This window comes from Paenibacillus tundrae, assembly GCF_036884255.1.
GTDB lineage: Bacteria > Bacillota > Bacilli > Paenibacillales > Paenibacillaceae > Paenibacillus.
In genome coordinates, this window is record NZ_CP145605.1 from 2,237,537 (window position 1) to 2,257,279 (window position 19,743).

The 19,743-nt window shown below is 46.1% G+C and carries 19 protein-coding genes; 13 read left to right on the top strand and 6 right to left on the bottom strand.

Annotated elements, in window-relative coordinates; all coding sequences use genetic code 11:
- The first annotated feature begins 54 nt into the window (after positions 1 to 54).
- Positions 55 to 966: a LysR family transcriptional regulator gene (locus tag V6W81_RS10145; RefSeq protein WP_056700281.1), complete on the top strand. Its 912-nt coding sequence runs from the start codon at positions 55 to 57 to the stop codon at positions 964 to 966.
- A 39-nt stretch (positions 967 to 1,005) separates the two neighbouring features.
- Here the strand turns inward: V6W81_RS10145 and V6W81_RS10150 are convergent, their stop codons facing one another.
- Positions 1,006 to 1,686, bottom strand: a complete 681-nt coding sequence (locus V6W81_RS10150) for a zinc metallopeptidase (protein ID WP_056700283.1) — start codon at positions 1,684 to 1,686, stop codon at positions 1,006 to 1,008.
- Positions 1,687 to 1,714: 28 nt separating this feature from the next.
- Positions 1,715 to 2,143 carry a MerR family transcriptional regulator gene (locus tag V6W81_RS10155; RefSeq protein ID WP_128101265.1) on the bottom strand — a complete coding sequence of 143 codons (429 nt, stop codon included), beginning with the start codon at positions 2,141 to 2,143 and terminating at the stop codon, positions 1,715 to 1,717.
- A 351-nt stretch (positions 2,144 to 2,494) separates the two neighbouring features.
- On the opposite strand from V6W81_RS10155, the gene V6W81_RS10160 reads away from it, so the two are divergent.
- From V6W81_RS10160 to V6W81_RS10170, 3 genes are read left to right on the top strand one after another with little or no spacing between them, the layout of a single operon-like run.
- Positions 2,495 to 3,898 carry an ammonium transporter gene (locus tag V6W81_RS10160; protein ID WP_145409400.1) on the top strand — a complete coding sequence of 468 codons (1,404 nt, stop codon included), beginning with the start codon at positions 2,495 to 2,497 and terminating at the stop codon, positions 3,896 to 3,898.
- A 41-nt stretch (positions 3,899 to 3,939) separates the two neighbouring features.
- Entirely contained in the window at positions 3,940 to 5,025 is a 1,086-nt protein-coding gene (locus tag V6W81_RS10165) for a DUF294 nucleotidyltransferase-like domain-containing protein (RefSeq protein ID WP_338543979.1), read from the top strand.
- Positions 5,022 to 5,759: an exonuclease domain-containing protein gene (locus tag V6W81_RS10170; protein ID WP_239289714.1), complete on the top strand. Its 738-nt coding sequence runs from the start codon at positions 5,022 to 5,024 to the stop codon at positions 5,757 to 5,759. Before V6W81_RS10165 ends, V6W81_RS10170 begins: the two co-directional genes overlap by 4 nt.
- Here V6W81_RS10170 and V6W81_RS10175 read toward each other — a convergent pair.
- Positions 5,745 to 6,230 carry a Mov34/MPN/PAD-1 family protein gene (locus tag V6W81_RS10175; protein ID WP_338542973.1) on the bottom strand — a complete coding sequence of 162 codons (486 nt, stop codon included), beginning with the start codon at positions 6,228 to 6,230 and terminating at the stop codon, positions 5,745 to 5,747. The genes V6W81_RS10170 and V6W81_RS10175 overlap by 15 nt on opposite strands.
- Before the next feature lie 207 nt (positions 6,231 to 6,437).
- On the opposite strand from V6W81_RS10175, the gene V6W81_RS10180 reads away from it, so the two are divergent.
- On the top strand, positions 6,438 to 6,989 hold the full coding sequence (locus V6W81_RS10180; protein ID WP_338542975.1) for a TlpA family protein disulfide reductase: 552 nt from the start codon (positions 6,438 to 6,440) through the stop codon (positions 6,987 to 6,989).
- 126 nt (positions 6,990 to 7,115) lie between these two features.
- On the opposite strand, the gene cimA is transcribed toward V6W81_RS10180, so the two are convergent.
- Positions 7,116 to 8,735 (bottom strand): citramalate synthase, encoded by a 1,620-nt coding sequence (cimA, locus tag V6W81_RS10185; RefSeq protein WP_338542977.1) that lies wholly within the window; start codon positions 8,733 to 8,735, stop codon positions 7,116 to 7,118.
- Positions 8,736 to 9,428: 693 nt separating this feature from the next.
- On the opposite strand from cimA, the gene V6W81_RS10190 reads away from it, so the two are divergent.
- The 3 genes from V6W81_RS10190 to V6W81_RS10200 all read left to right on the top strand — a co-directional run bounded on the left by V6W81_RS10190 (position 9,429) and on the right by V6W81_RS10200 (position 12,705).
- On the top strand, positions 9,429 to 10,730 hold the full coding sequence (locus tag V6W81_RS10190; protein ID WP_145046057.1) for a DNA polymerase IV: 1,302 nt from the start codon (positions 9,429 to 9,431) through the stop codon (positions 10,728 to 10,730).
- 118 nt (positions 10,731 to 10,848) lie between these two features.
- On the top strand, positions 10,849 to 11,091 hold the full coding sequence (locus V6W81_RS10195; protein WP_056700300.1) for a ferredoxin: 243 nt from the start codon (positions 10,849 to 10,851) through the stop codon (positions 11,089 to 11,091).
- A gap of 192 nt (positions 11,092 to 11,283) precedes the next feature.
- On the top strand, positions 11,284 to 12,705 hold the full coding sequence (locus tag V6W81_RS10200) for a L,D-transpeptidase family protein (RefSeq protein WP_338542980.1): 1,422 nt from the start codon (positions 11,284 to 11,286) through the stop codon (positions 12,703 to 12,705).
- Between the two features lie 98 nt (positions 12,706 to 12,803).
- Here V6W81_RS10200 and V6W81_RS10205 read toward each other — a convergent pair whose 3' ends face one another.
- Positions 12,804 to 12,941, bottom strand: coding sequence for a hypothetical protein (locus tag V6W81_RS10205; protein WP_164848664.1), 138 nt, complete (start codon positions 12,939 to 12,941; stop codon positions 12,804 to 12,806).
- Between the two features lie 340 nt (positions 12,942 to 13,281).
- On the opposite strand from V6W81_RS10205, the gene V6W81_RS10210 reads away from it, so the two are divergent.
- From V6W81_RS10210 to V6W81_RS10220, 3 genes are all read left to right on the top strand, one after another.
- Complete coding sequence (locus tag V6W81_RS10210; protein ID WP_145046061.1) at positions 13,282 to 14,379, top strand: quinone-dependent dihydroorotate dehydrogenase; 1,098 nt, start codon at positions 13,282 to 13,284, stop codon at positions 14,377 to 14,379.
- 132 nt (positions 14,380 to 14,511) lie between these two features.
- The gene (locus V6W81_RS10215; protein ID WP_145046062.1) at positions 14,512 to 15,327 is read left to right on the top strand and encodes a GTP pyrophosphokinase; all 816 of its coding nucleotides are present in this window, start codon (positions 14,512 to 14,514) and stop codon (positions 15,325 to 15,327) included.
- On the top strand, positions 15,314 to 15,796 hold the full coding sequence (locus tag V6W81_RS10220) for a DUF309 domain-containing protein (RefSeq protein WP_338542982.1): 483 nt from the start codon (positions 15,314 to 15,316) through the stop codon (positions 15,794 to 15,796). Before V6W81_RS10215 ends, V6W81_RS10220 begins: the two co-directional genes overlap by 14 nt.
- A 230-nt stretch (positions 15,797 to 16,026) precedes the next feature.
- On the opposite strand, the gene V6W81_RS10225 is transcribed toward V6W81_RS10220, so the two are convergent.
- Complete coding sequence (locus V6W81_RS10225; protein ID WP_145046066.1) at positions 16,027 to 16,572, bottom strand: thioredoxin family protein; 546 nt, start codon at positions 16,570 to 16,572, stop codon at positions 16,027 to 16,029.
- A gap of 242 nt (positions 16,573 to 16,814) precedes the next feature.
- On the opposite strand from V6W81_RS10225, the gene V6W81_RS10230 reads away from it, so the two are divergent.
- Together V6W81_RS10230 and V6W81_RS10235 are read left to right on the top strand one after the other, a co-directional pair.
- Positions 16,815 to 18,506 (top strand): RsmF rRNA methyltransferase first C-terminal domain-containing protein, encoded by a 1,692-nt coding sequence (locus V6W81_RS10230; protein WP_338542984.1) that lies wholly within the window; start codon positions 16,815 to 16,817, stop codon positions 18,504 to 18,506.
- The gene (locus V6W81_RS10235; protein ID WP_338542986.1) at positions 18,503 to 19,249 is read left to right on the top strand and encodes a pseudouridine synthase; all 747 of its coding nucleotides are present in this window, start codon (positions 18,503 to 18,505) and stop codon (positions 19,247 to 19,249) included. Before V6W81_RS10230 ends, V6W81_RS10235 begins: the two co-directional genes overlap by 4 nt.
- Positions 19,250 to 19,743 lie beyond the last annotated feature (494 nt).

Here is a 19,743-nt window from a genome sequence, read left to right on the forward strand (position 1 = left end):
TTGGTATGCATGTAAGGATAAGTAGGGTATAGCAGAATGGAGCGATCAGGCTAAGTGGAATTAAGACAGTTGCATTACTTTTTGAAAGTAGCACAGAAGGAGCATGTTACCCAGGCTGCAGAAGAATTGCACGTGGCGCAGTCTGCGGTAAGTCGACAAATTCATCAACTAGAGGAAGAGCTCGGTGTGGATCTGTTTATGCAGAAGGGGCGGAATCTGCAATTGACTGCTGTGGGGCAGCTCTTCTGTAAACGCATAGAAGGAATTTTGAAGGATTTGGACAAAGCAGTTGGAGAAGTCCATGAATTTTTGGATCCTGAACATGGCGAGATTCGGATTGGTTTTCCGCACAGTCTGGGTATTCATCTAATTCCATCTGTTGTGGCCGCATTTCGTCAGCGTTATCCTAATGTTAAATTCCGATTCAAGCAAGGCATGTTTCCTACTCTAATTCGTGACGTGCTGTCCGCCGAAGTGGATCTAGCGTTCATTTCTCCTTTTCCGGAGAAGCACGATCAGGTTGCTGGGGATATTGTACTTACGGAGGAATTGCATGCAATCCTTCCGCCTAACCATGCACTTGCCAATGAAGAAACGATTGCGTTAGAACAACTGAAAGATGACAAGTTCGTGTTGTTCAGCAAAGGCTACTCGCTGAGACCGATTGTATGGCATGCTTGTCTGGAAGCTGGATTCACACCCAAAATCGCCTTTGAGGGTGAAGAGACAGATACGATTCGAGGATTAGTTGCAGCGGGGATGGGGGTCAGTCTTCTTCCTGAGATGGCTCTATTTCAAACGAATCCTTTGCAACCAGCCCATGTAGCAATCTCCCATCCCAAAGTGACACGTACGATTGGATTAATTCATCGGGCGGATGATAAGCTTCCTCTTGTGGCACAGTCGTTCCGATCATTTCTATTAAATTATTTCGGTCTACAACAAAACAATACCCCATCCGGTTAACGGTGGGGTATTGTTTTGTTGTTTATGTTAGATATTTAATTAGTCACGGCTGTTGAAAATCCCGATATAACGGATCAATTCAAGCAATGAGATTAATGCTGCAGCAACGTAAGTTAGAGCTGCGGCGTTCAGTACTTTTGCCACACCTTTTTCTTCCTCGTTGCGGATATATCCTTCGGATACCATAATCTCACGTGCACGGTTGCTGGCGTTGAATTCTACCGGCAAGGTAATTAGTTGGAAAGCAACGGTAACGGAGAAGAAGATGATACCGATCCCGACAAGGTTCATAGCGTTGAAGAGGAAACCGGCAATCAGCAAGAATGGAGCTAGGCCAGATGCAAAGTTCACGATTGGGAAGATCCGGTGACGCAGTGCAAGCATTGGGTAGCTTTCTTTATGTTGAATCGCATGTCCAACCTCGTGACAGGCTACAGAAACGGCTGAGATCGAATTCTCGTAGTATACGGGCTCTGACAATCGTACGACTCGGTTCATCGGATCATAGTGGTCAGAGAGGGTTCCGCGAACGGGTTCAATCGGAACATCGTGCAGACCGTTAGCGTCAAGCATGTGACGAGCAGCATCGTAACCAGTCATTCCATTTAGGTTGGGTACATCAGACCAACGCCTAAACGTACTTTTTACACGGAATTGCGCCCATAAGGAGAGCAAAAACGCGATAATGATCAAAACGAACATACCGTTATTGAAACTCATATTCATTCCTCCACTTTCTAATAATAAGTTACATCATGGTGTTTTCGAGCAGAATTTTCAGTGCTTCCATCGTACCTGCGCTCTTCGTGAGCAGTCCTGCCATCATTTTGCGTGCTTGTACAGGTTTCATCTCGCCAAGGAGAGGTTTGAGCTCGTTAACCTCACGCTCAAGCTGCTGCACATGAAGTTCTAAGGTAGTCAGTTTATGGGCAACCTGCTCTTCAGTGCTCACCAGACTCCACTTCTGAAGAGATTGTTTAATCTCGTCGAGACTATACTTCTCTTGTTTCATTTGTACAATACGTTCTAGTCTGGTTAAGGTTTCACTACTATAGAGACGATAATTTTTCTCTGTACGCTCTTCAGGGTCAATGAGTCCCAGTTTTGTGTAATAGTCAATCGTCCGTTCGCTTACACCCGCGGTCTTGGCAAGTTCGCCAATTCTAAATAGTTTCATATCCCCAATGATATTCACCTCGCTTGCAAGTTCAAATGTAGGGAATTGTAGATTCCACCTGCGGCTTAATACAGTTCGCCCAGTTTTTCTTACTATAGATATGATACATGATCTTTAACCATACAGTCAAACGTTATGCTTTGAAGATGAGAGGTGTATCCATCTATATCTATGTGCTCACACCCTATGATTATGTACTTAAGTGCAAGAAAAAGACGTATGACTTTATTCCCAGAAATAATTTTCAATTTTGTTGAAAATACTCTTGTCAACTTTCCTGTCTTCTGCTTATAATGACATTAAGAGTTTCACGATGTGTGAAGAAACTTAACATGTGAGGGAGTGGGGTTCATGAGAAAGAAATGGTTGGTTTCGGTGTTAGTAATGCTTACTTTATTGGCTTTTCCGGTCAGCGCATTCGCTGCTGCTGAGGGGCCGACTAATATCGAGCTTCAAAGTGGTTTGAACTCAGCCTTTACGTTCTTGGCTGTTGTGTTGGTGTTCTTGATGCAAGGGGGATTTGCTCTACTTGAAGCAGGCTCAACACGAATGAAAAACGCAGGACATATTGCGGGTAAAACGATCCTGACGTTAGGAATCTCAGTAATTGCGTTCTGGGCACTAGGTTTCGGCCTTGGATTCGGTAACGGTAATGCCTTCTTCGGAACAACAGGATTCTTCCTGAGTGGGGACAAAATGGCTGCTTCCTTCGAGTCATTAGCATTCTCCGATGTTCCACTGACCGTTAAATTTGTATTCCATCTAGCTTTTGCTGCGGTGTCATTAGCCATTGCTTGCGGTGGTATGGCTGAACGCGCAAAGATGAGCGTATATATCGTTTTCGGTACTCTTTATACTATTATAATGTATCCTGTTGTTGCTCACTGGGTATGGGGTGGCGGCTGGCTCGCAGAGCTGGGTATGCAAGACTTTGCAGGTTCGACAGTCGTTCACTTAACGGGTGCTACAGCAGCATTGGTTGCTACAATCTTGTTGAAACCTCGTATCGGTAAATATAACAAAGACGGTAAACCTAACATTATCCCAGGTCACAACCAAGTGTATTCTGTACTCGGGGTTATCATTCTCTGGATTGGTTGGTTTGGTTTCAACCCAGGTAGTACATTAACAGCTTTGGATGATGGATTCTTCGGTTATGTTGCTTTGACTACCAACGTAGCTGCGGCTGCTGGTGGTGTAGCTGCACTCTTGATCTCTTGGGCAGTTCTTGGTAAATCCGATATTCCAAGTATGTTGAACGGTGTGCTTGCGGCACTCGTTGCAATCACTGGTGCTTGTGCGTTCGTTGAGCCTTGGGCAGCTCTCGTCATCGGTGCTTTGGCAGGTATTATCACATTCTTCACAGCTCAATATTTCGATCGTAAAGGTATTGACGATCCAATCTATGCTTTCTCTGTTCACGGTGTTGCTGGTATGTGGGGAGCGATCTCTACAGGATTGTTTGCTACACCAGAGCTTGCTGAGCATGCGGGTGTAGGTCAAGCGGGTCTGTTCTATGGCGGTGGTTTCCACCAATTGGGTGTACAGCTTCTCGGTCTTGTAGGCGCATTTGCCTTCGTACTTGTTGTATCCTTCATTATCCTGGGCGGTATGAAAGCGATTATGGGTATCCGTGTTACGGAAGAAGAAGAAACAATGGGTCTGGATATGAGTGAGCATGGTACTTACGGGTATCCTGAGCAAATGAAACATGCGGAAAGCAAATCCAACGGAGGCGGTACGTTCAGCTCCTAAGTTGAAGATTGCTGAATCATGCTTCAAGGAGGCCGGACATGATGGAACCCATCCCGTTTATCAACCATTCTTGGTCCTATACGGAAATAGATGTTGCAGCATCTGTTGAAGAATTGCGCCAGGCACGAATCGTATTACAGAATGAGCTCCAGGAATTGTTGTCCGCTTCCTTGTCGAAGGTTGAATGGTACCAAACGGTAAATGAGCTGCATGACCGGATTGCCCGGAAAGCAGTAGAGTTATGCATCCAGGGGATGGTAGAGGAAGGCTTCGGCCAACCTCCCGTCCCCTATGCCTTTATCGTTTTTGGTAGTTCAGGCAGGGAAGAGTCAACATTATGGAGTGATCAGGACAATGGCATGATCATTAGTGATATGCCGCATGAAGAAAAAGAATCCTATTATGCTGAACTTGGTCAGCGCATTACGGATGTGTTAGAAGAGCTTGGGTATGCCAAATGTGAAGGTAAGGTCATGTGTTCCGAGCGGCTGTGGAGAAAGACGCTGGAAGCTTGGAAACAACAGCTGTCGGAATGGCGTTCAGATCTAGCCTGGGAGCCAGTTCGTAATCTCATTATAGCTTCAGATATGCGCTTTATTACAGGAGATCATCGACTTGCGGAAGAATGGATTAACGAATTTTACGAAGGGTTCAGACAGGTGCCTGAGCTTTCCGATGCTGTTCTACGCAATACAGTCAAACATAAAGCTACATTAAATATTCTTGGGCAGGTGGTCACTGAGCGTTTTGGTGAACATGCAGGAGGATTTGATGTGAAATATGGTTTATACATTCCGTTGGTCAATAGCGCAAGATTTCTAGCATTACAGCATGGGATTAAAGAAACATCCACACTCAAGCGGATAGAGCGATTGGTTTCGCTGGAGGCTGTTCCACTTACCTTGTTGGATGCGGCTGGCAGAGCATTCGTATCCGCACTTGAATTTCGTCGTAATACACCGGCTGTGCTCAAACGGGATCTACAGCAGAGCAGTGGTTTTTTGGATGAGAAACAAATGAAGCAAAAGCAAATGCATTATGAACTGAGGAATACATTAGGGCTGGTACGTCGTGTGCACCGCGCACTGCAACGACAGCTGCGTTTCGCGGAGAGGAGACGTCCATGAGAGAGCCGGCACGGGGCAATACAGGATTTTGGAATTCGCTGCGCCAGGGAGGGGTTCCTTCCGCCATCGCTTCCATAATGGGAGCCCCTACGGCGCAACACATGGCTTTTATCCGTTCCATGATGAGAGAACAGCGTAGACCTGAGGTGCTTCACACCCCGTTGAACGAGTTGGACGCAGTTGTGTTCGATCTGGAAACGACGGGCTTTTCACCTCAACATGGAGATGAGATTCTTTCGTTTGGAGCAGTACGGATTAATGGAGGTGTCATCGTGGAGGGTGAGCAGTTCTACACGTTGGTACAGTCCAAGACGGCAGTTCCAGAACATATCACTGAACTCACGGGAATTACGCAGGAGATGACATTGGATGCACCCTCCCTCCTAGAGGGATTACATGATTTTATGTCATTTGTCGGAGGTAGTGTGCTCGTCGCACATGCGAGTGGGCATGATCGTGCTTTTCTGAATGCAGCGTTATGGCGCACAACCAAGGTAAGGCTTACGCACCGACTGATCGACACGATGATGTTGGCGCGGTGGCTGGAGCCTGGTAGACCAGGTTACGGGCTGGATGAGCTGCTGGAATCGAGAGGCATTACCATTCAGGGTCGTCACCATGCTCTGGAAGATGCGAAGATGACCGCACAACTGTGGTCATGTTACTTGGAAGATATGATTCAGCATAATGTAGAAACGTTGGGGGATCTGTACACTCAGTTAAGTCATGCGTAATTGTAATGGCTGTAATCTATATTCGATACCTTCGTCAGGTGTCTGTGTCGCGGATTCAATCTCATAAGCACGTAAGTTCATCTTGTTATGACTTGTTGAATCACTGGGATGAACAGGTGATCCAATGAGATATACGTTTAGCAAACCGGCAAAAGTCGGAAGGGCGTCGATGTCCTCCAGAGATGGTAACGGCTCTGTTCGAGGATGGGAGTGGAATACGCCAACAAGCGTAGGTTCCTGAAAGATGCAACGAATCCATTCCGCCTGCTCCAGTTGGAAATGATGCAGCGGGTCAGGTGCTACGTTACGAATGGGCTGAAACCGACTGATTCGTATGCCGCCCGCTGCAGCTTCACCCAGCACAACCCCGCAGGCTTCCTGTGGCAGCGAATGGAACATGTAATCTGATATTTCTTGCTCCACGGAGGAAAGGATGTAGATTGTGTTCTGCTGTCCACGAAGTGCTGCCATTTGTATTCACCCCTCTCTCTTTGGCTCCTGTTTCGGCAGGAGTCCTTTTTCATTTTATTTTATAGAAGCTGTTCAAAAAGTCCAATTTTTATGGATTCAGATTGTAAAAATTTTAAGGAAAAGGGTACAATATGAGAGAAGATCTAGGTTTGTTCCATATGAACGTTAAAATCATGCGGGATACTGACGATAAGAGGGTGAATAACCGTGAAAAGAAACCTATACATATGGATTGTTGCTGTATTACTCATTGGTTTTGCGTTAGCGCAAAATGCAGGGGATGGGATTGCAGCGGTATTCAAGCAGGAGGAACCTCTTCCTACGGAGACTGGGCCTCGTGCAGGGTTGCTTGCTCCTGAATTTTCTCTAACAGCCATGGACGGGAAAACCTACAATGTAGGTGGAGCTAAGGATAAAGCGATAATTGTGAACTTTTGGGCGTCTTGGTGTGAGCCTTGCAAACAGGAGGCACCAGAGCTAAATTCCTTGGCAGCAAAGTACAAAGATAAATTAGACGTGTATGGTGTTAATGTGACATCTTACGATAAACTTAAGGATGCCAAAGCCTTTGTAGATGAGTATAAGCTCACCTTCCCAATCTTGCTGGATGAAGACGGAGCTACTTATGCAAAGTATAACGGAGTGGCCTTTCCTACAAATGTACTGATTGATGCCAACGGCGTGATTCAGGAGGTTATTCTTGGCATTTTGCCTGAGGAAGAGTTGGAACGTAAAATAAAGGCAGTGATTAAAAAGTAACTGTCTTAAAGGAAATCCTAATGATGTCTTCAATAAGGCGACAAACGATGGATTCAACCAAAAATAAAGCGCCCATTCTCCGTTGCTGGAGAAGAGCGCTTCTTTTATTTTCCGGGAAATATGCGTTTAATGATTATTTAGCCCATGTGCAGCGATTGAAACGATGCTAGGCTCGTCCTGTATGTTTTCCTGAAGTAACGCGTAGCGGAAACTGTGCACGAGTGCTTCCCAGCTCGCTTCAATAACGTTCTCAGATACACCAACTGTATTCCACGTGTTTTCCGTATTTTTGGATTCAATCAGAACACGTACTTTGGCTGCTGTAGCATCTTTCTCATCTAAGACACGTACTTTGTAGTCAGAAAGATGCATGTTGCCGAGTGAAGGGAAGTATTGTACAAGCGCCTTACGAACAGCATTATCGAGTGCGTTGACAGGACCGTTACCTTCCGCAGCGGTGTACACACTGTTTCCGCCTACATTCAGTTTAACAAAAGCTTCGGAAACAACGGGTTTTCCGGCTGTTTTCTCCACTAACATTTTGAAAGATTCAAAGGTGAATAGTTCTTTGATGTCTCCATTGGCCTCACGAATCAATAATTCGAGTGAAGCATCCGCACCTTCAAACTGGTAGCCTTGGTGCTCCAGACCTTTAATTTTCTCAATAATCTGGCGAGAATTTTCGCTGCTAGGGTCGAACTCAAGCCCGAGTTCTTGAGCCTTAGACACAATGTTACTTTGTCCAGCGAGCTCAGAGACAAGTACACGTTGTTTATTCCCAACAAGTTCTGGCACGATATGCTCATACGTTCGGGAATCACGCAAGATGGCGGAGACGTGAATTCCACCTTTGTGTGCAAAAGCAGCATTACCAACGTATGGCTGGTTAATTGGCATGTTAACATTCGCGATCTCACTTACGTAGCGTGCTACGTTGGTCAGTTGTTTCATCGAATCTTCAGACACGCACTCATAGCCAAGCTTCAATTGTAGGTTAGGGATAATGGAAGCCAGGTTGGCGTTACCACAACGTTCTCCATACCCATTCATCGTACCTTGTACCTGTCTTGCACCGGCTTGTACGGCGCTTAATGTGTTGGCAACAGCCAGTTCACAGTCATTGTGCGTATGAATGCCAAGCTGAGCCAAGGGCAGTCCCTGGTAGAGTGTCGATACAATCTCATGCACCTCATGGGGCATTGTTCCGCCGTTGGTATCACACATAACCAGCCAGTCTGCTCCAGCTTCATGCGCTTTGGTCAGCACCGCTTGGGCATATTCTGGATTATGTTTGAAGCCATCAAAGAAGTGCTCTGCATCAAAAATGACTTCCATTCCCTTTTGTTTAAGATAGGCGATAGAGTCATAGATCATGGAGAGGTTTTCTTCTAAAGTGGTTTGCAGTGCAGTGTGCACGTGGAAGTCCCATGACTTCCCAACAAGTGTCGCTGCATGAGCACCTGATTCAAGAATTCGTTGTAAGTTAGCGTCCCCACTGGCGACAGAGCCTTTCCGACGTGTGCTGCCAAATGCAACCACCTTGGCGTTCAAGTTCAATTCCTTGACTCTTTTGAAAAACTCAATGTCCTTGGTGTTGCTGCCCGGAATTCCGCCTTCAATATAATGAGCACCCAGGTCATCGAGCTTTTTGGCAATTTTGAGCTTGTCATCTGCCGATAAGCTGACACCCTCCCCTTGTGTGCCGTCACGTAAAGTCGTATCGAAGATGGAAATGGCCTTTGACATGAAGATCCTCCTTTGAGATAAAGCGCTTTTTTAAAAGTTAATTGGTTAGTTGGGAAAGTAATAAAGTTTAAGTTGTGTAAATCCTTCGATTCTGCAACGCTACACTGTGTTAAACTGGCTGCGTTGATTTGTCCTAAAGTCGTGAATTTGTATAATTAATTATTATAGCACCATTATAGCCAAATGCTACATAGAATTCGCAGTTTCATGTAACAAAAATAGGATTTTTGAGTTTTAGCACAGCGTGAATGACTGAGAAAATTATGTTATGCTTGTTAGAATTGGATAAAGGAGGGAGATATATTGAGCTTTGTTTGGGAAAATACAATTATTTCATTAATAGCTACAATCATATTTGGAGTCGGCATATGGGCAATTGTTCGGTTGATCATCAAGTCCTTTCAGAAATAAACGCCATCTAGCTCATGATGAAGCTAGTATAAATATGATGGAATTCAATTGAACGATAAGCATTTTGCATCTAATCAAAATTTATACAAGTCCATTGAAGCAGTTTGAATTCCATGATGATGATTAACAAGATGCAAAATGCTTGTATAAATGAGAGTTCTTGCACAACCTCTATAAATAATTTTACATAAGAAACTGGAATATTATAAACTATAGAGTGTGGGGTGTGATGTTACATTTCCAATGGTCTACGAATCGGTATGCGAAGGGCGGAGGTTAAATATGTCTTCAGACGGAACGCATTATACCCATGTTGAACAATATTATCCTGCCGCCGGGCGGGTCATTTTGCATGTGGATATGAACGCTTTTTACTGTTCTGTGCATGAAGCGGAGGAGCCAGAGTTATATCGAGGCAAGGCGACGGCTGTGGCTGGCAGCAGCGAGGTGCGAAAAGGGGTCATTGTGACCTGCTCCTACGTAGCTAGAGGTAGAGGAATATCAACAGGCATGGTTGTCCATCAGGCCATGAAGAAATGTCCTGATTTAATTGTGATTCGACCTGACTTTCATTTATATCGGAAGTATTCCAGAGCATTCATGCAAATTGCATACAGCTATACACCGCTGCTTGAGGCAACCTCTATTGATGAGTGTTATCTTGACATCACCGGTTCGAAACAGTTCGGCACACCTATGGAAATTGCAGCCAGCATACAGGATCGAATTCGAGAGGAGTTAGGATTACCCTGTTCTATTGGAATCGCGCCTAATAAGCTGCTGGCTAAGATGGCATCGGATCTGAAAAAGCCTAATGGGATTTCCATTCTGCGAATGAGAGACGTGCCCAACATTCTATGGCATAGACCATGCAATGAACTGTTTGGCATAGGTAAGAAGACAGCGGAGAAGCTAAAGAAAATCGGTATTGAGACGATTGGACAGCTTGCCCATTCAGATGAGCGAATGCTCACAGATCTATTTGGTGTCAACGGTACCTGGTTGAAGAATTCAGCTAAAGGGATTAATCATTCGCCTGTGCAGGCTGAGCGGGAAGCGAACAAGTCCATCGGACACACAACAACATTGCCAGCGGACATATCGGATATGAATGATGTGCAGCGAGTTCTATTAAATATTAGTGACCAGGTCGCCAGAAGGCTGCGTAAGCATGAAATGTTGAGTCAGGGTATTCAGATCACCATTCGCACGCCGGACATGAAGACCATTACCCGCTCTCGGTTAATGGAAGTGCCTACAGAGGATTCGTCCATCATATATCGGGAAGCTTGTGCGTTGTTCGCTAAACACTGGGGAAGTGGGAAACCGGTTCGAATGTTAGGAATCACCTTACAAACGTTGATCCCGCGTGAAGAATCTGCCATTCAGATGGATCTGTTTGAATATGAGCAGAAGCCGAAGAAGGAGAGCTTGATTCGGATCATGGATCAATTGCGTGACAAATTTGGGGAAAATGCAGTTGTAACCGCGGGCATGATCGGTGACGATCCATCCGTGTTACTGCGCGACCATAAAGTAAGGGGAACTTCCTTGCAAAAAGATAATTTGCAAAGTCTTGATTAAATAAGGCATAATAGAGACTTGCGGTTATAAAATTGTTTGTAATTACTCTTACTTTGTATTAATATGTTTCTAGATAAAAATACTGTACGTTTGTGAATTTTTAGGAGGAGAGATTGTAATGAGTAAATATACTTGGGTTGAAAAAGATACATGTATTGCGTGTGGAGCTTGCGGAGCAACAGCACCTGACATCTACGATTACGACGATGAAGGCTTGGCAGAAGTAATCTTCGACGGTGATGCAAACAAAGGGATCAAAGCTATTCCAGATGAGTTCTTCGATGATATGCAGGACGCTTGCGACGGTTGCCCTACAGATTCCATTAAAGTTGCGGATGAGCCTTTTAACAAAGAAGGTTAAATCATTATCTATATTGTAACATGCTAAGCACTTTCTGCTGTCTTCCACAGTGGGACGTGCTTTTTCGTTGTTTACACGTATGTGTCAGAAGATAGTGGAAAATAATCCGAGGACTCAAGTCCTATGGATTTCAATCGTTAATCTGCCGATATATAAGAAGAAACGGAAAATGGCGAACTGATGGAGGATCGGATGCAAAATACTCATTTACGTACATATGTGAAGAAGCACCCAGACAATAAAATGGCTTGGTATTTGCTTGGCAAGGAGTACTTGAATGAAGGCCAAGAAGCCAAAGCCAATTACTGCTTTCAACAGGCTGGGGAGGTATATGAAGCTTTTGAGCGCAGTAAAGCGCCAGCAGATATATGGGTGGATTATCAGAATAAACTCGTGGAGATGGGCGAGCAAAAAGAGAAGAAACAACGGGTTCGCAAGTTATGGTTAACCTTGGTCATGTTGCTAGTGCTTGCGTTGGTACCGCCTGCCGATGCTCCTGGCTTCAGCCGTGATACAGCCACAGCACTCACAGATGCGCTGGCTGCAACAGATGATCAGGAAGAACAAGCTGGGGAAGCATCAGTTGCAGATCCAGAGGGGAATGATTCCAGTGTATTTACTGCCGGGAGCTTCGGGGGTGGAAGTCAGGGCGAAACTGCATTAGCTGCAGCCTGGGCTGGTGCGGGATCGAACGTGCAGACGTCAGCCGTTCTCGGTATGCAGGTGTCTGGTCAATGGTCGTTGTGGAAGCGTATTATGCCAGTAAAGTACATCATACAGACCAACAACAAAGGAAGATTGACAGCCCAAAGCTATGATGCGAAACAGTGTGACTGTGAACCTCCAGAGGTTTCAAAGGAAGTGAAACAGTTGGCGGCGGCTTGGACGGCCAAGCAAGAGGTGGCAGTATCGCTGTCTAGTGCAATCGGATCTTATCGGAAAAAGAATGGAGCTTGGCCCAAAAATGTAAACCAACTTGCGCAGCCGTTTCCTAATAATGTGCTAGGTGAGACCTCGCCCGGCATGAGTCAAATGTTTCCTGTTCTACTTGCAATGCATCAACAAGGTAAGGCAACTAAGCCTCAAATGGGTACCGCTGCAGGCGACAATACAGTAGATTCAGCCGATGTGTTTGGAGATACGCTAGGTGGTGTGCCTTTCCTGAAGGAACCGCTCGAGATTGTTGTGGATAAGAAGAATCACAGGCTTGCGCTCCTCAGTGGGGACACGATTATTCGCAATTATGAGGTGGGTCTAGGCGGGGATCGAACGCCAGAAGGTACCTTTGTCATCAGCGATAAAGTGGTTAATCCAAATGGCCGCTCCAACGGAGAGTTTGGGACAAGGGGAATGCAGCTCTCGGATACCAATTATGCCATCCATGGGACCAACGAGCCAGATAGTATCGGACTAGATAAATCCCTTGGATGTGTGAGGATGAACAAGGCAGATGTGGAAGAGCTATTCGCACTTGCTCCTCAGGGAACTCCCGTGCGGATTGGGGCGGATCTGCTTCCGAATACCGTGGTTGTTCCAGAAGCGAAAGATCGCTACAAGGACACGCTTGTGCCTAAGCAAAATAATCCGAACAAGACGTATCACTGGTTGAACTAGGTACATACATGGCACATTAATGCACCTTCATTATCATCGAACTGCCCTTATACAGCCTGCTAATGATTATGTAAAATGTAAAGCATGGGTTGGTTCATTTACATATTGGCGATAATAATCAGTGCGCTGATAATAATGATTAATCCGACCACACTGGCTGCTGTCCAGATGATAGCTTTTCGATTCACTTCTTCTTTTTTCTGCTGAAGTGTTGGTGGTTTACGTTTGGGAGCCATAAGCTGTTCCTCCTTATCATCGAGCTGTTGTTCATGTGACTATGGTATCATTGTAAAGAATTCCCCTTCTCTTTTCCAGTATGCAGGTAGATTTCTTATCATGCCTTTTTGAAATAAGAAATCAGGTATCGCGTGTAAGGTTCTGATCATAGCATTCTTATGGAAAGCGTATACTTGTATCCGATCTTTGGATGATCTGAATAAATGATTGTGTCTATACGTAAATTACTTTCCTTTTGAAGAAGAAACGGATAGACTTGTGTATAGAGTGTTTTTTTACATATGAAAAGACGGGAGAGCCTTTTTTAAAAGCGTACCGGACGAGAACGGAGTGAACGATTTGTTATACAGAAGTCTTGCAAAACCGCTATTGTTCAAAATGGATCCTGAGCAGGCTCATCATCTCATTATTGGTGGCCTTAGTGGTATGGGGAGCATACGCCCGGTGCCTTCTGGTTTACGTGTAATGTATGGTGTGCGTGAAACGGCTGATCTCGCAGTGGATATGTTTGGATGCCACTTCCCTACGCCTGTAGGATTAGCAGCAGGCCTGGACAAAAATGGACAAGCTGTAACGGGGTTCTCTTCAATTGGATTTGGGTTCATGGAGGTTGGGACTGTGACGCCTCTAGCACAGCCAGGAAACGATCAGCCACGATTGTTCCGTTTGCCTCCCGATGAGGCGTTAGTGAACCGTATGGGGTTCAATAACCTGGGTGCGGAAGCAATGGCAGGTGAACTATCTCGTCTGAAGGAACGCCGTATTCCAGTTGCTGTGAATATCGGTAAGAACAAGGCAACGCCAAATGAAGAGGCACATCTGGATTATGCGAAGTGCATCCGAGCACTATACCAATATGCTGATCTGTTTGTCGTGAATATAAGCTCACCAAATACACCGGATTTGCGTAATCTGCAACATGGGAATGAATTAAAAGAATTGCTTGCTGCAGTTATGAATGAGATGGAAGCCCAGCGAGCAAGTGTTGGTGGCGCAGCCAAATCCGTTCTTGTGAAAATTGCACCAGATGTTAACGATCAGGAGCTTGAATATATGGTGAGAACGATAGCTGATAGCGGTGTAGCTGGTATTATCGCAACCAATACGACGATTAGTCGGGAGGGGCTGTCTCACCAACACGCGAAGGAAACAGGTGGACTAAGCGGTAAACCGCTCCGTGATCGCTCTACGGAAATCATTCGTCAGATCTATCGCCAGACCGAAGGTAAGCTCCCGATTATCGGCTCAGGTGGTATTTTTACAAGCGAGGACGCTTATGAGAAAATTAAGGCGGGAGCAAGCCTTGTGGAAATTTATACAGCTCTGATCTATGAAGGGCCAGAAATAAACCGCCGCATCCATGCCGGATTACGCGAATTGTTGCGCCAAGACGGGTATAGTCATATTTCCGAAGCGGTAGGTGCGGAGCACAAGTAAGAAGAGAAGGAAGTTCCCCAACAGCAAAACATAGAAGCTTGGAAGAGGTTAAGTGTACGGGACTCTTCCCCCCGACAAACATCATGTATAATAGGTAATATAGGGGACGCTATAGAGACAGGAGGCATAAGCATGGACGGTAGAGACTGGGGTACATTTTTACTTCCTTATGAACAAGCGGTAGAGGAATTGAAGGTTAAGTTCAAGACGATGCGGGCGGAGCTGAAGAAAAGGGAAGAATACGCTCCAATCGAATTCGTGACGGGTCGTGTCAAAAAAATATCCAGCATTTTGGAGAAGTCCAGGCGTTTGAATGTGCCGCTGGATCAGGTAGAAACCGGGATAGAGGATATTGCAGGAATACGGATTATGTGTCAGTTCGTGGATGATATTCGTCGAGTAGCCGAATATATTCGCGCACGTAAAGATCTAACCGTTCTCATTGAAAAAGATTACATTACCAACTTCAAAGAGAGTGGATACCGCAGTTTCCATATGATCATTGAATATCCTGTTCAGACGGCACTTGGACAAAAGATCGTGTTGGCCGAGATTCAGATCCGGACGTTAGCGATGAATTTCTGGGCGACCATCGAACACTCCCTCAGTTATAAGTTTCGGGAGAGTCTTCCCGATGATATGCGAGCTAGGCTGAAAAAGACGGCTGAAGCGGCATTTGTACTTGATAATGAGATGTCTGCAATTCGATTGCAAATCCTTGAGGCACAGAAGGCATTTGAGGATGACTCTAATATCGTATCAAGAACACTGAACATCATACATCAATTGTATTTCTACCATCTGGTGAATGAAGCAATTGAAGCTCAGAAACGGTTCAATGATTACTGGGAGCGTCATGACATGGAAGGGCTGAAAGACCTTCTAGATGATGTGAAGGCACTTTTGAACAATGCGAGGAAGGGCGAGAACCCAGATGAACAGCTATGAGCCACTGTACATCGACTACTTAATCTACTTTAATCGTGATCAGGACTATTTTGAATGCCATGAAGTGTTGGAAGAGCTGTGGTTGAAATGTGATCGTGATTCATTCTATAAAGGGATGCTGCAAATTGCTGTTGGACTGTATCATTTTAGAAACGGCAATCTTCGTGGAGCGCGGATGATGTTTCAAAGTGCAGTAGAGCTTCTGGAGGCGTATCCTGCTGCTCAACAGGGAATTGAGCTTGGACGATTAGTCCAAGAAGTTCGTGAGCTATTAGAGGGGCTGACAGTTTCAGATTCGGGCAGCTTCCCTTATCGTGATCTCACGATTGTGATTCAAGATGAAGCGCTGATTCAGGCTGTTAGCCAAAGAAGCCAGCACGTCAAGCCTAACATACCGCAGCGGCGAAGTCCGACGCGTGGACGGATCTATGAAGAGAAGATGAAGGCTTTGCAGCAGAAAGAGCAATAAGACGGAATACATGATTACTCAAGCATAATTATCCTTACTGATAGGGCTGTGATAGCCTTGCAGGACAAATATAAAAAACACCCCGATCAAGCCATTCAGGCTATCGGGGTGTTTCGTATTCTAGCGATGGATAAAGAAGGAGGGACAAGCATTGAGCAGTGCAACCTAAATGCTTGTCCCTCCATCAACAACATCTCCAAGTAACGGTGTCCATAACAGTGAACTTGTGCTTAGCTTGCTGCAGGCGTTGCGTTTTCCTTGTATTTGTCAAAGAATTGTTTGTAGTCATCCAGGGTATAGCCGTTATCACTGCCATTCTCCTGAAGTCCGCCCACCATGCGATCCTTCTCAACACCGTCTTGGTAATAAACAAGCGTTGGTGTGAACTCGATATTGTAATCTGTCCATCCAGAGTCAAACTCACGTAGGTTGAACTGCGGCAATTGGATACCTTCTTGATCTACGAGCGGCATCAATTGAGGCGTTGTAGCACGGCAGTGTGAGCAATCCGATGCGAAGAAATAAACAAAAAAGCTTTCTTTGTTATCAATCTTAGCTTTCATGTCATCAGGCAAAATAATTTGTTGGTAATTCGGATCATCGAGTAATTCGCGAGTAGCTGAAGTGAGCTTGGAAGCCGGAATACCATACGCATTCTCTACAGCATCCATCTGCTTCTTGGATTGTTGATTCACCAGTACAAGTGCAGCTAGCAAAATGACAAAAATGCCTAGGAAAATAAGGATCGTGGCACTTTTCTTTTTCTTAGATTTCATTGAACATCCCCCATTATTGATATCATGATATGGCTTTGGCAAAAATAGAGTCTGGGATAATATGCATAATAAACCGAATTTTTGCTCAAGAATTAACCTACTTGTCATTATACAACATTACAGGCTGTAGTGGAATATCTACTGAACCGATAAGACAGCAAAACTCGGATATGATAACATAGAGCAAGATGTAGGCATTCTAAGAGATGCTGGTATTTTAACAGGACAGGATGAGTGCAATTATGGCTGTACAGCTACCTTTGAAATTTGCTGAGCGCATGAAAACATTGCTCGGTAATGAATTTGAACAATTTATGTCATCATATGATCAGTCCCCACACGCGGGGCTTAGAGTGAATACGTTAAAAATATCCATGGAGTCGTTCGAGCAACTTGCTCCATTCGATCTGCGTCCTATTCCTTGGTGTGGGACAGGTTTTTATGTGCCTCACGGGGTGAAGCCGGGCTTGCATCCTTATTATCATGCGGGTCTATATTACATTCAAGAACCAAGTGCGATGGCCCCTGTTGAATTATTAGGCGTACAGCCAGGAGACCGAGTGCTTGATCTGTGTGCTGCGCCAGGAGGGAAGTCTACCCAGATAGCAGGCAAACTGCAAGGTAAAGGTGTGCTTGTAACCAATGACATTCATGCTGAACGAACGAAGGCACTCGCCAAAAACGTGGAATTGTACGGAGTTCGAAATGCAGTTGTGTTGAACGAATCTCCAGAGCGCATAGCAGGTGCATTTGAGCATTATTTTGATAAGGTCTTAATAGATGCTCCTTGTTCAGGGGAAGGTATGTTCCGCAAGGATGAGGACATGGTGAAATCATGGGAGGATCATTCCATTGATAAGTGTGTTCTGATGCAACGAGACATTCTAGAGACGGCTGCAAGATTGCTGGCTCCAGGAGGTACGATCCTTTATTCGACATGCACATTCGCACCTGAAGAAAATGAAGCAATGATTGCGGAGTTTCTGCAGTTGAATCCTGATTTTGTTGTGAAAGACATCCCTAAGAAAGCAGGATTTGAGCCGGGTAGACCTGATTGGGTGCGTCAAACTATGCCAGAAACGGCTCAGGAGACAGCATTGGTATTGGATCAAGTGGCTGGAACAGCGAGATTATGGCCTCATTTGTTAGAAGGGGAAGGTCATTATGTGGCAGTGCTACAGCATCGGAGTCAATCTTTCGCTGGACAAGATCTGGTGGATTCAGAAGTGGATGACATTGCGGACGGAGTAGCAGATGATATAGCCCATGTCGATACTGAGCATGATTCAGAGCAAGAGCGTTTCATTGCAGCGTCTGCCCCCCTTAGTAAAGCGGATCGTAAACGAGAGCGTCTTCTGAGAACAGAGGCGAGAGAGAACAAACCTAGACAGGACTATGATGGGAAATCGAAGGGGAAACAGGTGAAAGGAAGCGAACGTGGCGGACGCAAATCAGAGCGACGTGGACAGGGGCGTGGAACAGAGCAGCTGGAACCGGAGATCATCTACAAGCAGTTTGTACAAGACCATCTGGGGATAGAGCTTCCAGGAGAAACGGTGTATTACGGTGACCGTGTATATCAATCTGCGGTAGGTGCTGAGCGTCTAAAGGGACTTAAAGTCATTCGTCCTGGATGGTTCATGGGAACGGTGAAAAATGGACGATTTGTGCCATCCCATCCGTTGGCGTGTGCGTTGCATATTGCAGAGGCAGTGCGAGTGATCAACCTGGATTCTGTAAATGGTGAGGCAGTAAGGTATCTAAAAGGAGAGACTTTAAATGTTGAGGAGTCTCGGGTTCAGCTCAAGGCGGGAGTAGTTGCCAAGGGTTATGCTTTAGTGTGTATTGATGGTTATGCCGCTGGCTGGGGAAAATGGCTGGATGGCGTGCTGAAAAATGAATATCCGGCAGGCTGGAGGTGGACATCGGTATGAGTGGAAAGGGAAAACAGACCTTACGTCTGGACAAGATCCTGAGTCATATGGGTGTGGGTACACGAAGTGAACTCAAAAAGTTAGTGAAGCAAGGCCGCATACAAGTGGATGGCAAGGCTGTGAAAGATAGCGGATTACAGGTGAATCCAGACCTGAATGTCATCGAGGTAGATGGCGAACGGATCGTCTACCGGGAAATGATCTATCTGATGTTGCATAAACCCCCGGGTGTTGTGTCGGCTACCGAAGATAATAGAGATCGAACGGTATTAGATTTACTCCGCAAAGAGGATCGTGTCTTCAACCCGTTCCCGGTTGGACGTCTGGATAAAGACACAGAAGGTCTGCTGATCCTAACCAATGATGGGCCGCTTGCGCATGATCTTCTATCCCCACGTAAACACGTTCCTAAGACGTATGAAGCTCGTGTATTAGGACGGGTGGATGAAGAGGATATCCGGCAATTCAAGGCAGGTATACAGTTGGATGATGGCTATAAAACTTTACCGGCGGATTTAACGATTCTTCATCACGAAGAGACGGATGAGGGTGTGTATTCATCCATATCGTTGATTATTCACGAAGGCAAGTTTCACCAAGTAAAACGTATGTTTCAGGCTGTTGGCAAACGAGTGGTTTACCTTAAACGAGTAGCCATGGGTGACCTGCAGCTAGCAGCCGATCTACCGATTGGCAGCTATCGCGAACTTACCGCAGAAGAATTAAATATTCTGCGCAAATAAGCTCCCGCCCTTCGCGGAGCGGAGCAGGGAGCCCGGGCAAGGGGCGAAGCCTTGCCCCCGCGCCAAAGGCGCAAGCTCCCGCCCTTCGCGAAGCGGAGCAGGGAGCCCGGGCAAGGGGCGAAGCCTTGCCCACCGCGCCAAAGGCGCAAGCTCCCGCCCTTCGCGAAGCGGAGCAGGGAGCCCGGGCAAGGGGCGAAGCCTTGCCCACCGCGCCAAAGGCGCAAGCTCCCGCCCTTCGCGAAGCGGAGCAGGGAGCTCGGGCAAGGAGCGAAGCCTTGCCCCAGCGCCAAAGGCGCAAAGCTCCCGCCCTTCGCGAAGCGGAGCAGGGAGCCCCGGGCAAGTGGCGAAGCCTTGCCCCCAGCGCCAAAGGCGCAAAGCTCCCGCCCTTCGCGGAGCGGAGCAGGGAGCTCCGGGCAAGTGGCGAAGCCTTGCCCCCAGCGCCAAAGGCGCAAGCTCCCGCCCTTCGCGAAGCGGAGCAGGGAGCTCGGGCAAGG

Coding starts and splice junctions, on each gene's coding strand:
- V6W81_RS10150 (WP_056700283.1), bottom strand. CDS start 1,686: ATGAGTTTCAATAACGGTATGTTCGTTTTGATCATTATCGCGTTTTTG.
- V6W81_RS10155 (WP_128101265.1), bottom strand. CDS start 2,143: ATGAAACTATTTAGAATTGGCGAACTTGCCAAGACCGCGGGTGTAAGC.
- V6W81_RS10160 (WP_145409400.1), top strand. CDS start 2,495: ATGAGAAAGAAATGGTTGGTTTCGGTGTTAGTAATGCTTACTTTATTG.
- V6W81_RS10165 (WP_338543979.1), top strand. CDS start 3,940: ATGGAACCCATCCCGTTTATCAACCATTCTTGGTCCTATACGGAAATA.
- V6W81_RS10170 (WP_239289714.1), top strand. CDS start 5,022: ATGAGAGAGCCGGCACGGGGCAATACAGGATTTTGGAATTCGCTGCGC.
- V6W81_RS10175 (WP_338542973.1), bottom strand. CDS start 6,230: ATGGCAGCACTTCGTGGACAGCAGAACACAATCTACATCCTTTCCTCC.
- cimA (WP_338542977.1), bottom strand. CDS start 8,735: ATGTCAAAGGCCATTTCCATCTTCGATACGACTTTACGTGACGGCACA.
- V6W81_RS10190 (WP_145046057.1), top strand. CDS start 9,429: ATGTCTTCAGACGGAACGCATTATACCCATGTTGAACAATATTATCCT.
- V6W81_RS10195 (WP_056700300.1), top strand. CDS start 10,849: ATGAGTAAATATACTTGGGTTGAAAAAGATACATGTATTGCGTGTGGA.
- V6W81_RS10200 (WP_338542980.1), top strand. CDS start 11,284: ATGCAAAATACTCATTTACGTACATATGTGAAGAAGCACCCAGACAAT.
- V6W81_RS10205 (WP_164848664.1), bottom strand. CDS start 12,941: ATGGCTCCCAAACGTAAACCACCAACACTTCAGCAGAAAAAAGAAGAA.
- V6W81_RS10215 (WP_145046062.1), top strand. CDS start 14,512: ATGGACGGTAGAGACTGGGGTACATTTTTACTTCCTTATGAACAAGCG.
- V6W81_RS10220 (WP_338542982.1), top strand. CDS start 15,314: ATGAACAGCTATGAGCCACTGTACATCGACTACTTAATCTACTTTAAT.
- V6W81_RS10225 (WP_145046066.1), bottom strand. CDS start 16,572: ATGAAATCTAAGAAAAAGAAAAGTGCCACGATCCTTATTTTCCTAGGC.
- V6W81_RS10230 (WP_338542984.1), top strand. CDS start 16,815: ATGGCTGTACAGCTACCTTTGAAATTTGCTGAGCGCATGAAAACATTG.
- V6W81_RS10235 (WP_338542986.1), top strand. CDS start 18,503: ATGAGTGGAAAGGGAAAACAGACCTTACGTCTGGACAAGATCCTGAGT.